Here is a 12,954-nt window from a genome sequence, read left to right on the forward strand (position 1 = left end):
AGTCAACTGACATAATATCATTGACGTTGTATCAATTAAGGTGATATATTTCAATTAGTTAGAATAAAAAGAAAATTAAGAGAAGGTGACACCATGTATAAAGAACCATTTCAACCAACTTATGAGTATGCGCTTGAATGTGATAAACATGATGAACTGAAAGATTTTCAAACTGAATTCTATAAAAAAGAAGGTACTATATATTTAGATGGAAACTCATTAGGGCTACTTTCAAAAAGAGCAGAGAAATCATTACTTACGTTGCTAGATTCGTGGAAAGAGTATGGCATTGACGGCTGGACAGAAGGTGAGCACCCGTGGTTTTTCCTTTCAGAGAAATTAGGTAAACTTACAGCCCCTCTTATTGGTGCTTTACCGGAAGAAACTATTGTAACCGGTTCTACAACTACAAATATACACCAAGTTATTGCGACGTTTTACGAACCAAAAGGAATACGTACAAAAATACTTGCGGATGAATTAACTTTCCCATCAGATATTTATGCACTTCAAAGTCAAATTCGTTTAAAAGGATTAGATCCAGAGGAGCATTTAGTAAGAGTGAAAAGCCGAGATGGTAGAACACTTTCTGAAGAAGATATTATTCATGCGATGGAAGATGATATCGCTTTAATTTTATTACCTTCTGTTTTATATAGAAGTGGTCAAATTCTTGATATGAAACGTTTAACAACGGAAGCTCATAAACGCGGCATTCACATTGGATTTGATTTATGCCATTCAATAGGATCTATTCCGCATCATTTCAAAGATTGGGATGTCGATTTTGCTGTTTGGTGCAATTATAAATATTTAAATGCAGGACCGGGTAGTGTTGCAGGCCTTTATGTAAATAGTAAACATTTTAATAGACTGCCAGGATTGTCTGGATGGTTTAGTTCTAGAAAAGATAAACAGTTTGATATGGAGCATACATTAACAGCTGCTGATCATGCAGGTGCTTATCAAATTGGTACACCGCACGTATTAAGTACAGCACCATTAATTGGTTCACTTGGAATTTTCAAAGATGCTGGTATTGAACGTTTACGTGAGAAATCTTTACATATTACGAGATACATGCTGAATTTAATTGGACATGAATTAAAAGATTTCGAATTTACAATTGGAAATCCATTAGAGGATGAAAAACGAGGCGGGCACATTTATTTAGAGCATGCAGAAGCAGCACGTATATGTAAAGCACTAAAAGCAAATGGAGTAATTCCAGATTTTAGAGCGCCAAATGGGGTGAGACTTGCGCCGGTCGCTTTATATAACACATACGAAGAAGTGTGGAAATCTGTACAAATATTAAAGAAAATTATGAAAAATGAAGAGTATAAGCAGTTTGAAAATAAGCGAGAGGTTGTGGCATAAATATGAAAACATCAGAGTGGATTGATATTTCACAACCGCTAAATAATAATATTGCAACGTGGCCAGGAGACACACCGTTCTCGTATGAAGTTTCATGGTCAAAAGAAGAAAGTGGCTCAGTAAATGTCGGAAAGTTAACGATGAGTATTCATACAGGCACTCATATTGATGCACCATTTCATTTTGATAATGATGGAAAGAAAGTATTGGATTTAGATGTTCAAGTTTATGTTGGCCCAGCACGGATTATTGACGTTTCTAATCTTAAAAGCATCGGGAAAAAGGAATTAGAAAGCTTTCATTTAGAAGGTGTAGAACGATTATTATTACGTACATCTTCACATGGAAAAGCTGAAGAATTTCCAGAGGTGATCCCTCATTTACGTGCAGACATAGCGTCGTTTCTTTCAGAGAAAGGTATTCGTTTAATCGGAGTAGATGTACCATCAGTTGATCCGCTAGACGATAAAGAATTAGCAGCGCATCATCAATTATTTAAACATGGAATTCATATTTTAGAAAATGTCGTACTAGATCATGTAGCAGACGGTGATTATGAACTTATTGCATTACCACTTGCATTAACTGATGCAGATGGAAGTCCAGTTCGAGCCGTTATTAGACCAATATAAGTAGAATCATATAAAAGGGGCGTTTGACTAATATGAAAGAAAATGAAAAAGTAATTATGGAAAAAGGGATTCATACGGATTTTAAAGAGAATATGACGTATGGGGAGTATTTACAATTAGATAGTTTACTAGCTTCTCAAAAAAGATTATCGGACCATCATGATGAAATGTTATTTATCGTTATTCACCAAGCAAGTGAGCTTTGGATGAAGCTCATTTTACATGAGCTAAATGCGGCGATTGAATCTATTAAACAAGATAAATTACAACCAGCTTTTAAAATGTTAGCACGTGTATCAAAAATTCAGTCTCAAATTATTCAATCTTGGGATATTCTTGCGACATTAACACCATCAGAATATATTGAGTTTCGTGATTCACTCGGTCAAGCTTCAGGTTTTCAATCGTATCAATATCGTATGATTGAGTATGCACTTGGCTATAAAACGCCACACGCATTAAAAATTTATGAAAAGGATCCAGAATTACATGCACGACTTCATAAAGCGCTACATGCACCAAGTCTATATGATGTCGCGATTCAAGCATTAGTAAAAGAAGGATTCCCTATTCATAAAGATGTGTTAAACCGTGATATTACGCAGCCTTATGAAGAAGATGCAACAGTAGAAGCAGCATGGTTGGAAGTGTATGCGGATGTGAAAAAATATTGGAATTTATATCAGCTTGCTGAAAAATTGATTGATATTGAAGACTGGCTACAACAATGGCGTTTCCGTCATATGAAAACAGTAGAAAGAATTATTGGACATAAAATGGGTACAGGTGGATCCTCCGGTGTTTCTTATTTAAAGCGAGTACTTGATCAACAATTCTTCCCAGAGCTTTGGAATGTTCGTACGAAATTATAAAAATAAACCTGTCAGTTCATTATGGCTGACAGGTTTATTTTTATTTGAGCACAATTATGTTTAAAATGAAGGAACAAGATATAATAAATGGAGTAACTATTTAAATGGAGGTAAAGTTTTTGGATTTCAAGCAACTAGAAAATAAATTCGAAAAGAAAAAAGTGAATACATTTCTTGTTTATCAAAAAGGGGAATTAACAACTGAGTATTATAAAACACCCGAATGTGCAAATAACTTATATAAAATAAATTCGATTACAAAAAGTATCATATCTTTATTAATTGGTATTGCAATTGATAAGGGCTATATAAATGATATACATACATCAATTACAGAGTGGATTGAAAATGTACCTGGGGAAAAACATGATTTAACGCTATATCACTTATTAACAATGACTACTGGTGAGGACTGGAAAGAGTTTGGGAATGGAGTAGTATTCCCAAATGACTTTGTAGAATCAGAGAACTGGGTACAGTACATATTAGAAAAGCCAATAATTGAAGAACCTGCTACAAAAATGAATTATAATTCAGGTTCTTCTCATTTACTGAGCTATATTATTCAAGAAGCTACTGGAATGTCAACAGAGCGGTTTGCAAAGAAATATTTATTTGATCCATTAAAAATTAACGAATACGAGTGGCAACAAGATCCGCAGGGTATATATGTAGGTGGCTTCGGTATGAAAATGAAATCTACCGATTTATTAAAATTAGGAAAATTATGTTTGCAAAATGGATATTGGAATGAAAAAGAAATTGTATCAGCGAAATGGTTAGAAGAGTCAAGTAGGGCGCAATTTGAAACATATGAACATGTGGGCGCATATGGATATCACTGGTGGGTATTACATAACGAAAGATTTCACATACCGTATTGTATATATTTCGCTATGGGATACGGCGGACAATACATCGTTATCATTCCTCAATTAGAAGTAGTATCTATTATAAGTAGTCATATGCCAAAACGTGGGCTCGTTCCGTTAAAATTATTTATTGAGCATGTACAGGGAAACTCCAATTATATATAAGAAAAGGAGGGAATGTATGAGGGATGAAAAAACTTTATCTTTATTTAGATTCTGTTTAAGTCTTCTAGTATGTAGCGCCATTATTACGCAATTCATAATTAGGGCACAAGTGAAACCGTTCAACCCAGTTAACTTTTTTAGTTTCTTCACTATCGAAAGTAACATTTTAGTTGCATGTATTCTCCTTTTAAGTAGTATCGGAACAGCTACATTTGGTCGCTCAGAACAGTTTGGTATACTTCGTGGTGCAGCAACGGTATACATACTTACGACTGGACTCATTTATTTTTTATTATTAAGAGGGTTAGAAGAATCACTTCAAACGGCAATACCATGGGTAAATACTGTGCTACATTATATCATGCCGATTACAATGCTTTTAGATTGGATTTTAAATCCACCTATTAAGAAAATCACTTGGAAACAAGCTGCAAGTTGGCTTTTATTCCCGTTTTTTTACGTTGTATATAGCTTAATACGTGGTCCAATCGTGAATTGGTATCCATATCCGTTTTTAGATCCGAGAATAGGTGGATATGGTAAAGTACTTTTATACAGTATAGGGATAGCAGTTGTAATTGGTGCTATTTGTATATTGGTAAGATTTTTAGGGAATCGAAACTTTAGAAAAGAATTTTAGAAATGCAAGAACCCCCACTGTGTCTGTTTTTAACAGTGGGGGTTTCACTTTATCCAGCTATTTGTCGGGCTGCCCGTAAAAGTCCGATTGGTGAGGGCTGATGATCAGTGGGAGATGAACAAAACCCCCACTGATTAAAGTTTCACTTTATCTACTCGTCTTCTGAAACGACAGCTTTATAAATTTCTCCGTCTTCGTTTCAAATTCTACATCAACAAAAACACCGTATTCTTTTCCGTTCTCACGTAACCACAATTTAAATTTTTCAACAGTTATTTGAACTGTTTTTGGTTTTCTACCTATATGAAGATAGTCAATAATTTCTGCTTTGGGGTATTGTTCTTTCGTCTTTTCTACGGCAAGTTTACCCCATTTGGCATACGGTGGCTGCGCATGAACAATTGATGAGCCTGTATATATATTTGAACATGTTGTTAGGAACAGAATGACGAGTGCGACGTGTTTTAAAGATTTCTTCATGATGAACTCCTTTTATCCTTTTTTTATATTGTTTACATATTTTTTCAACGATATTAGTTTGGATTTTTTTGTCTTCTTTACATAAAAGCGAGGCTTTTACAAAACATAACCAAGAAATCATTTCCGTAATTAAGGAGGGAAAATTATGCGCCAAAAAGCTATTTTTAAAATAGCAGTTTTACTTGCGTTCATAGGACTGTCTTTAATGGTCAGTAGTATACAACTAAAGAATGTAGAAGCTTTTTCTAATCAAGTTATTCAAAGAGGAGCATCTGGCGAAGATGTCATTGAACTGCAATCTCGTTTGAAATATAACGGATTTTATACGGGAAAAGTGGATGGTGTTTTCGGATGGGGTACATACTGGGCACTTCGGAATTTTCAAGAGAAATTCGGATTACCCGTTGATGGTTTAGCTGGAGCTAAAACGAAGCAAATGCTCGTGAAGGCAACGAAGTATGACAAGTCAACTGCTAATAAAGGGACGACAACAAATAAAGGAAATAGCGGCGGAACTGCACAAGAGAATAAACCACCTCAAAATAAAGGGACAAATGTTCCGAACGGTTATTCTCAAAATGATATTCAGCTTATGGCAAACGCAGTATACGGAGAATCACGCGGTGAACCATATTTAGGACAAGTTGCAGTAGCTGCTGTTATTTTGAACCGTGTTACAAGTGCGTCATTCCCAAATACTGTTTCAGGTGTAATCTTTGAACCTAGAGCATTTACAGCGGTAGCCGATGGACAAATATATTTAACGCCAAATGAAACAGCAAAAAAAGCAGTTTTAGATGCGATTAACGGATGGGATCCAACAGGAAATGCTTTATATTATTTCAATCCAGATACTGCGACTAGTAAATGGATTTGGACTCGTCCACAAATTAAAAAAATCGGTAAACATATTTTCTGTAAATAGAGCGGAGGTGGGACAATGTTACGAGGTATTATCATTGTATTATTAACAGTCGGTGTAGTAGGAACAGGCTATTGGGGCTATAAAGAGCACCAAGAGAAAAATGCAGTTTTAATTCGAGCGGAAAATAGCTATCAACGTGCATTCCATGATTTAGCATACGAAGTCGATTTATTACACGATAAAATTGGCACAACACTTGCGATGAATTCACGATCATCTTTATCACCTGCATTAGCGGATGTATGGCGTTTAACATCTGAAGCTCGCTCGGATGTAGGGCAACTTCCTTTAACATTAATGCCATTTAATAAAACGGAAGAATTTTTAGCGAATATCGGTGATTTTAGTTACCGTGCAGCCATTCGTGATTTAGAAAAAGAACCGTTAAATGAGCAAGAATATAAAACGCTACAAACTTTATATTCAAATGCAGGAAATATACAAGATGAACTAAGAAAAGTACAACATCTTGTTTTGAAAAATAATTTACGCTGGATGGATGTAGAAATGGCACTTGCATCAAATCGTGATCCAGCAGATAACACAATTATTGATGGATTGAAAACTGTAGAGAAAAACGTAACATCATATTCTTCTACAAACTTCGGACCGACCTTTACAAGTGCGCAAAAAAATAAAAAAGGCGGATTTGAAGCGGAAGGAAAGGCAATTTCTAAAGATGAAGCAGCGAAAATTGCCAAATCGTTTTTGAATTTAAAAGGAAATGAAAAAGTAGATGTAGAGAAAAGTGGAAAAGGTGCGAAAGAATCCTTCTATAGTGTGAAAATTAAAGATGAAGCAACGAACAATGAGTTCTATATGGATATTACCGGAAAAGGCGGATATCCAATTTGGGTTATGAATAACCGCGAAATTAAAGAACAGAAAGTTAGTTTAAACGATGCAGGTAGTAAAGGTTTGAAATTTTTAAAGGACCATAAGTTTAATAATATGGAGCTTTATGATAGCTCTCAATATGATAATGTTGGTGTATTTACGTATGTAGTAAATGAAAATGGAGTACGAATTTATCCAGAAGCAATCCAAATGAAAATTGCTTTAGATGACGGTTCTATCGTAGGGTTCTCCGCAAAAGAATATTTAGCGTCACATCAAAAACGAACAGTTCCATCGGCAAAGCTAACTGCAGCAGAAGCAAGAAAGAAAATCAATCCGGATGTAAAAGTTATGGAAGAACGTAAAGCTTTAGTAGTCAATGATTTGCATAATGAAGTACTTTGCTATGAATTTGTAGGCACTTTAGGAAAAGATACGTACCAAATATTCATTAATGCTAATAGCGGGGGCGAGGAAAAGGTAAAGAAAATGCAAGCTGTTGAAAAAATTTATGATTAAACCTTAATAGTGAAGTGGTGAAAATAATGAAAACTCTAATATATATATTGATGCTTTGCTTCGTTATAACTGGATGCAGTATTGGAAAAAAAGACAATCCAAACGAAAAGCCGGAACAAAAAAATGTTTCAATGAAAAATGTTAATTATACGAATAAATCAAATAAGCCAAATGAAAAAGCAGCAGATCATTTAGCATCTTTAGCAGCAAGTGTGCCAGGTGTGAATGATGCAACAGCGGTCGTTGTTGGAAAATATGCTATTGTAGGTATTGATGTAAAAGCAAAACTTGATCGAACTCGAGTTGAATCAATTAAATACTCTGTTGCAGAAAGTTTAAAAAATGACCCTGACGGTGCTAATGCAGTCGTTGTAGCAGATGTTGATACGTATGAACGCCTCAAACAAATCGGAAAGCAAATTAAAAAAGGAAAAACAGGTGAAGGTATACTAGATGAATTAGCCGCTATTGTGGGCCGAGTAATGCCACAAGTTCCAAATGATATGATAGAAAATAGAGAAACGAATCCAATTAAAGATAATGATAAACAATTACCAAAAGATGAAGAACAAGAGTTAAGAAAAGAACAGGATGATCAATCAAATAATCATTTGAATAAATGAAATTAGCCTCGTACTTAATTGTACGAGGTTTTTAAATATAATATTAAATATTCAGTTTATTTTTAAGGGAATATATGGTTTAATTATCATGGGAGGGACAACTGTTATGATGAAAAAAAGCGCATGTATATTGTTTAGTTTATGCTTAGGTTTCAGTATGACAGCGTGTGAACAGAGAAAAGAAGTGAAAAATCAAACAGCAACTTCTTCTACTTTGATGGAAAGGCAACAGAAAGAGTCTATCAATATAAATCATTTCTCGAGTATAAATGAAGGAATGACTTATACAGAAGTGAAAGATTTAATTGGTTTTGAAGGAGATTTACTTATAGAAGAAGGGGTAGAGCATTCTACACAAATTAAACAAATTTTTGCTTGGAAAGGGAACGATCCAAATTCATTTGTTGAAATTACCTTTTTAGATGGAAGAGTGCATTCAAAAGCACAGCAAGGTATAAGTTAATAAGCTAAAAAATGGGAGAGTTTAGCATGAACATACACACAGGGGAAATTCAATTAGCTCCGTATAAGGAGAAATATAAAGAAGTTATACAAACATTTACTTTACCAAGTGAACAAGTTCAGTTTACATCAGATCCAAGCGCATTACTGGAGAAAGCAAAAAGTGATCATACAAAAAATGTGATTGTTATTTTAGATCACAATGGGGTACCGGTGGGTCTTTTCGCATTGGAAACGGGAGATAGAGTAAAGGAGTTCACAGATAATGAGGATGCTTTACTTTTAACATCATTTTCTATTAATCACAATAGACAAAGAAAAGGATTCGCTAAAAAGTCATTGTTATTATTAGAAGAGTTTGTAAAACGTTATTTTCCAATAAAAAATGAAGTTGTACTTGCTGTGAATGAAAGAAATATTCCTGCACAAAATTTATATGCAAAAGTTGGTTTCCAAGATAAAGGTTTTAGAAGAATGGGACCAATTGGCCAACAAATAATAATGCATTTACCTATAATGAAATAATGAGATAGAAAACTTACTCTTGAATATTCAAAATGAAGGATATAAAAAATGATCAAGATAGAAAATGGAATATCGTTGGAGGAAGAGTGATTAAAACTGGGATTGCAGTTTTTCTTACAGTGTTAGTTTGTGATTTTTTTAACATCCCAACTTGGAGTTATAAAAATGATTTAAAAGATTATAAACCAAATCATTATCATCACCATTTTTCAAGTGAATCTATTATTTTATTTGAGGTATTATCTATTCATGATATGTTAGAAGAATTAAAACAAATATCCGAGAAATATGAGTGGGAAAACCGATTCAATTGATAAGTTCATTTTACTGTGGGGGGGGGATAATATGACACTTTATATTGCATTACTAAGAGGAATCAATGTCGGTGGCCATAAAGTAATCAAAATGGCTGATTTAAAACGAGTGTTTGAATCAATAGGGTTAAAACAAGTGAAAACATATATACAAAGTGGTAATATTGTGTTCGAATCTGAGAAAGGTATAAACTTTCTAAAGGACCGAATACAATCTGAAATAAAAAAAGAATTTGATTTCGATGTTCCAGTCATGCTAAGAACACATGATGAATTTATAAATATTATTAAACAATGTCCATATGAAGTTCATTCATTGTTAGAAGGAGAAAGTGTTCATATTGCTTTTTTAGCTAATGTACTTTCTGAAGAAGAGAGTAGTCAATTGCTTACATTTAAAAGTGAACTTGAAGATTGCTATATAGATGAGAAGGTCGTTTATTTATTTTTCAAAAATAGCATTCGAAATTCTAAATTAATGAACCAGTTTCAGAAGTCACATACACTAGCTACAGTTAGGAATTGGCGGACTGTGAATAAATTAAAAGCAATTGTAGAGAGTATGTAAATATAAAAAGATGAGGTTTTCTACATGTAGAAAACCTCATCTTTTTACTTATATTGTTTTGCAACTATGAGTTCGACAATAGGATAAATAAAGAATGAAGAGCAAATTGCGATGAACAGGGGGAGGTTTTTTACTCCATCTAAATTAGCCCCCATAGAAAATCCTTCGGAGAAGATTAATAAAAGGAACATTACAACTACAAGCACAAAATACGCAATTTTAAAGCTTTTATATGTAATTTGTTGTCCCATCTCATCTTGACTTTCTTCTGACACACCGCGGGGATCTCCCCAAGTAATGTGATTAATTAAATTACTAAGTATTAACGAAATAGCAAAAATCGTACCACCTAAAATAGAACCTTCAGTTATGTATTTATATGTGCCATGTACTAGTATTGCAATTAATGCTAAAACAATGATTATAAAAATAGTTTTTTTAGTATTCAATAAATAATTGCCCCCTCGATTGTAAAAAACTTTTTACAAATATAAGTATAAAATTGGAAAAGTATCATGTCAAATACTTTTTACACGAAATATGTAAGTATGCAATATTTTGGTTTTATGATAAATAAAAAATTACAATACATTTGAATGTAAAAGAATGGGCTCGCATATATTTGGAAGGGATGTCAGATTAATTTAGGGGGTAGTTATGTCTATACTTTTAAAAGCTGGTGCAGATGCAGGAAACAACGGTTTGAAGTTAATGGTGAAAGGGCAAGACCCTATTTTTATTCCGAGTATTTATTCTTTATATATAGGTGAGCCTACAGGACTCTTAGATGAGGTAGATGTTTCATTATCTGAATTAGAAAACCACATTGATGTGACTATAAGTTCGCCATCGTTAATGCTAAATAATGTACGATACATCGTTGGAGAAAAAGTTATTCAAGATCAATTAAAAGGTACTGAGGTAGAGAAGAAATCGAATAAGTCAACGGATGAGTTAATGGTTATTACAATACTATCAGGTTTGGCGGTAAGCGCTATGCGTCAAAGTCCAACTTCTAGCCATATTAATATTCGTTATGATTTATCTGTCGCTCTTCCTATGCAGCTTATTACACAAGAAATAGCTGCTGAAAATGCAAAACGTTATATGGGAAATCATAAGGTTATTTTCCATTATCCGAACGGACGCGATGTGACAATTAATGTTTCAATTGAGTATTGTAAATGCCTGCCTGAGGGCGCTTCTGGTACGTGGGGCATTGTATACGATGAAGAAGGAAATGTTGTGAAACATAAAATAGAATGTGAGCAAAATCAAGTTTCTGAAATTGATTTTGTAGATAAAACTCTACTCTCTTTTGATATTGGTGCAGGGACGACAGAAGAAGTCGTTTCATTAGGGGTGAATTTCCGTCCGCAACTAAGTAAAGGTTTATCTTATGGTGTAAAAGAGACGTTACTACAAATCATTACGAGATGGAACCGGAAGTATCCAACTAAAACGATTGATAGTATTACAGAATTCAATCAAATTTATTTAAATGATAAGCATCCGAGAAATACCTTATTAGTTGAGGAATCACAGCCAGCGCTATTAGGTTTAGCAGCACGTGTTGCAACAGATATTATAAATAAAATTGATGATATGAAAGACGATCCATACGTGTTTATTTATGGCGGGGGTGCAGTAATTATTAAAAACAGTTTAAAAATGATTTTAAAGCAAAAAGGACGACTCAAAAATGTAATCTTTGTAGATAATCCGTTATTTACAAATGCACGAGGATTATTAGTCTATACTTGTTCGCCAAAATATAGAGAGCATAAGCAAAAAGAGTTAGGATTTACAAACTTAACGATAAGTTAGTTGGTGGAAGTATGCGATCTAGGCGATATAAACGTGGTGATCGAGTAAAAATCAATATTCATAAATCGGTATCACCTGAAATGCTTGCGTGGCTGAATAAACAATCAAATCCAACTAATTTCTTCTTTTTTGCTGCGCAGCAACTATTTAAACAAGTTGGAGATATTGACGTTTCAAAAGCTTTACCAAGCAGCCATGTTTTCTCATTATATGTGGAGCCTTCATCCTTATTAAAAGTCGAAGTAAACCCTTTTAAAAACATGACACTAGACACAAATACATCCACCGAAAATGCAAAAAAAAAATTATGGGAATCTGTTGATCAATTAGATTGTCCATTTTTTTAAACATAGAAAAATATAAAAAGTCCCCATCACTATACATACGAATACAGTGATGGGTTTTTGTTTGTAACTAGAAGGGGGCACAATTTGTGCCCCCTTCCATTAGTTATTTATCTAAATTTTAGATGTATGTTTAGAAACAGCGTTAATTATGCTTTCCCAGTCATCTGGATGGTTTTCATGGCCTGCCCCTTTAAGGGTTAATAGTACTGAGTTTGGAATTTCATCAATTAGTGCGAGGCCATGTTCAAATGGTAGTGCTGTATCGTCTGTTCCGTGAATAACTAATGTAGGTGCTTGTATGGATTGAAGTACACCTTCATATGCATCATCACCTTGAAGTAAAGCGTGATTAAACATACTTAATAAATTGTTTGCGCGTTCTATTTCTTGTTTTACTTGTTTATAAACTCTATTTTCATCAAATATTCGTTCTGATCCACATAATAGACGAGATCCTGAAACTAAATACTCTGCCACATCATTTTTATTTGCCCAATCTATACTTGTGCCATTTACATGATGTGTTAAAATCCTTTCATCCATTGGAGGTAAATCGCGAGTATTGTCATCAGATCCTATTACACTAGTCGCTAGTAAAGTCAGCGTCAAAATTCTTTCGGAATGTTTTACAGCAGCAATTTGAGCAATCATACCACCTAATGACATACCAAATAGGTGAGCTTTATCAATATGATAAGCATCTAGTACTCCAATTGCATCTTCAGCCATATCTGTTACTGTATAATTGGAAGTTCTAGGTTCATAGGCAACAGAGCGTCCAACATCACGGTTATCAAAGCGAATAACAAACTTCCCCGTACTAGCCAACAGCTCACAAAACTCTTCGTCCCAATAAACCATGGAACATGTAGCGCCCATAATTAATAAAATAGCAGGGTTCTTAGGGTTCCCGAAGCTTTCTGTACATATATCAATACCGTTTATTTTAAATATCTTTTCACTCAT

Annotated in this window: 16 protein-coding genes and 1 pseudogene; 14 read left to right on the top strand and 3 right to left on the bottom strand. The window is 34.1% G+C overall.

Going from position 1 to position 12,954, the window contains the following annotated elements; translation table 11 throughout:
• The first annotated feature begins 93 nt into the window (after positions 1-93).
• The 5 genes from kynU (at position 94) to M1D66_RS13735 (ending at position 4,561) form a co-directional block, all read left to right on the top strand.
• Entirely contained in the window at positions 94-1,380 is a 1,287-nt protein-coding gene (kynU, locus tag M1D66_RS13715; RefSeq protein WP_242554507.1) for a kynureninase, read from the top strand.
• A gap of 2 nt (positions 1,381-1,382) precedes the next feature.
• A complete protein-coding gene (gene kynB / locus M1D66_RS13720) occupies positions 1,383-2,012 on the top strand; it encodes an arylformamidase (RefSeq protein ID WP_242554508.1) in 630 nt (209 codons plus the stop codon).
• Positions 2,013-2,044: 32 nt separating this feature from the next.
• The gene (kynA, locus tag M1D66_RS13725) at positions 2,045-2,884 is read left to right on the top strand and encodes a tryptophan 2,3-dioxygenase (protein ID WP_000661942.1); all 840 of its coding nucleotides are present in this window, start codon (positions 2,045-2,047) and stop codon (positions 2,882-2,884) included.
• Positions 2,885-3,003: 119 nt separating this feature from the next.
• Positions 3,004-3,921, top strand: coding sequence for a serine hydrolase domain-containing protein (locus M1D66_RS13730; protein ID WP_242554509.1), 918 nt, complete (start codon positions 3,004-3,006; stop codon positions 3,919-3,921).
• Between the two features lie 16 nt (positions 3,922-3,937).
• The gene (locus M1D66_RS13735; RefSeq protein WP_001204113.1) at positions 3,938-4,561 is read left to right on the top strand and encodes a Pr6Pr family membrane protein; all 624 of its coding nucleotides are present in this window, start codon (positions 3,938-3,940) and stop codon (positions 4,559-4,561) included.
• 147 nt (positions 4,562-4,708) lie between these two features.
• Here the strand turns inward: M1D66_RS13735 and M1D66_RS13740 are convergent, their stop codons facing one another.
• A complete protein-coding gene (locus M1D66_RS13740; protein ID WP_000749106.1) occupies positions 4,709-5,041 on the bottom strand; it encodes a DUF3889 domain-containing protein in 333 nt (110 codons plus the stop codon).
• 145 nt (positions 5,042-5,186) lie between these two features.
• Between M1D66_RS13740 and sleB the strand changes: the two genes are divergently transcribed.
• From sleB to M1D66_RS13775, 7 genes and pseudogenes are all read left to right on the top strand, one after another.
• Positions 5,187-5,966 carry a spore cortex-lytic enzyme gene (gene sleB / locus M1D66_RS13745; RefSeq protein ID WP_001249053.1) on the top strand — a complete coding sequence of 260 codons (780 nt, stop codon included), beginning with the start codon at positions 5,187-5,189 and terminating at the stop codon, positions 5,964-5,966.
• 15 nt (positions 5,967-5,981) lie between these two features.
• A complete protein-coding gene (gene ypeB / locus M1D66_RS13750) occupies positions 5,982-7,322 on the top strand; it encodes a germination protein YpeB (protein WP_242554510.1) in 1,341 nt (446 codons plus the stop codon).
• 26 nt (positions 7,323-7,348) lie between these two features.
• A complete protein-coding gene (locus M1D66_RS13755) occupies positions 7,349-7,945 on the top strand; it encodes a YhcN/YlaJ family sporulation lipoprotein (protein ID WP_000854053.1) in 597 nt (198 codons plus the stop codon).
• Between the two features lie 106 nt (positions 7,946-8,051).
• Complete coding sequence (locus M1D66_RS13760; protein WP_242554511.1) at positions 8,052-8,408, top strand: hypothetical protein; 357 nt, start codon at positions 8,052-8,054, stop codon at positions 8,406-8,408.
• Between the two features lie 11 nt (positions 8,409-8,419).
• Complete coding sequence (locus tag M1D66_RS13765; protein ID WP_004405598.1) at positions 8,420-8,932, top strand: GNAT family N-acetyltransferase; 513 nt, start codon at positions 8,420-8,422, stop codon at positions 8,930-8,932.
• A gap of 32 nt (positions 8,933-8,964) precedes the next feature.
• Positions 8,965-9,051 (top strand): annotated as a pseudogene (locus M1D66_RS13770) (hypothetical protein); the annotation flags it as partial.
• Positions 9,052-9,277: 226 nt separating this feature from the next.
• Entirely contained in the window at positions 9,278-9,814 is a 537-nt protein-coding gene (locus M1D66_RS13775; RefSeq protein WP_242554512.1) for a DUF1697 domain-containing protein, read from the top strand.
• 44 nt (positions 9,815-9,858) lie between these two features.
• On the opposite strand, the gene M1D66_RS13780 is transcribed toward M1D66_RS13775, so the two are convergent.
• The gene (locus M1D66_RS13780) at positions 9,859-10,263 is read right to left on the bottom strand and encodes a hypothetical protein (RefSeq protein WP_242554513.1); all 405 of its coding nucleotides are present in this window, start codon (positions 10,261-10,263) and stop codon (positions 9,859-9,861) included.
• Positions 10,264-10,471: 208 nt separating this feature from the next.
• Between M1D66_RS13780 and M1D66_RS13785 the strand changes: the two genes are divergently transcribed.
• Positions 10,472-11,641: a ParM/StbA family protein gene (locus tag M1D66_RS13785; RefSeq protein WP_000025622.1), complete on the top strand. Its 1,170-nt coding sequence runs from the start codon at positions 10,472-10,474 to the stop codon at positions 11,639-11,641.
• An 11-nt stretch (positions 11,642-11,652) separates the two neighbouring features.
• Entirely contained in the window at positions 11,653-11,988 is a 336-nt protein-coding gene (locus M1D66_RS13790) for a hypothetical protein (protein ID WP_001257760.1), read from the top strand.
• Between the two features lie 111 nt (positions 11,989-12,099).
• Here the strand turns inward: M1D66_RS13790 and mleBCA are convergent, their stop codons facing one another.
• On the bottom strand, positions 12,100-12,954 hold the full coding sequence (gene mleBCA, locus M1D66_RS13795; RefSeq protein WP_001290775.1) for a BCA family alpha/beta fold macrolide esterase: 855 nt from the start codon (positions 12,952-12,954) through the stop codon (positions 12,100-12,102).

Source organism: Bacillus sp. PK6-16 (genome assembly GCF_056530295.1).

Bases quoted from the DNA above. Each gene is read 5' to 3' on its own strand.
- ypeB (WP_242554510.1), top strand. From the start codon at position 5,982: ATGTTACGAGGTATTATCATTGTATTATTAACAGTCGGTGTAGTAGGA.
- M1D66_RS13735 (WP_001204113.1), top strand. From the start codon at position 3,938: ATGAGGGATGAAAAAACTTTATCTTTATTTAGATTCTGTTTAAGTCTT.
- mleBCA (WP_001290775.1), bottom strand. From the start codon at position 12,954: ATGAGTGAAAAGATATTTAAAATAAACGGTATTGATATATGTACAGAA.
- M1D66_RS13760 (WP_242554511.1), top strand. From the start codon at position 8,052: ATGATGAAAAAAAGCGCATGTATATTGTTTAGTTTATGCTTAGGTTTC.
- kynA (WP_000661942.1), top strand. From the start codon at position 2,045: ATGAAAGAAAATGAAAAAGTAATTATGGAAAAAGGGATTCATACGGAT.
- M1D66_RS13775 (WP_242554512.1), top strand. From the start codon at position 9,278: ATGACACTTTATATTGCATTACTAAGAGGAATCAATGTCGGTGGCCAT.
- kynU (WP_242554507.1), top strand. From the start codon at position 94: ATGTATAAAGAACCATTTCAACCAACTTATGAGTATGCGCTTGAATGT.
- M1D66_RS13790 (WP_001257760.1), top strand. From the start codon at position 11,653: ATGCGATCTAGGCGATATAAACGTGGTGATCGAGTAAAAATCAATATT.
- kynB (WP_242554508.1), top strand. From the start codon at position 1,383: ATGAAAACATCAGAGTGGATTGATATTTCACAACCGCTAAATAATAAT.
- M1D66_RS13785 (WP_000025622.1), top strand. From the start codon at position 10,472: ATGTCTATACTTTTAAAAGCTGGTGCAGATGCAGGAAACAACGGTTTG.
- sleB (WP_001249053.1), top strand. From the start codon at position 5,187: ATGCGCCAAAAAGCTATTTTTAAAATAGCAGTTTTACTTGCGTTCATA.
- M1D66_RS13755 (WP_000854053.1), top strand. From the start codon at position 7,349: ATGAAAACTCTAATATATATATTGATGCTTTGCTTCGTTATAACTGGA.
- M1D66_RS13765 (WP_004405598.1), top strand. From the start codon at position 8,420: ATGGGAGAGTTTAGCATGAACATACACACAGGGGAAATTCAATTAGCT.
- M1D66_RS13740 (WP_000749106.1), bottom strand. From the start codon at position 5,041: ATGAAGAAATCTTTAAAACACGTCGCACTCGTCATTCTGTTCCTAACA.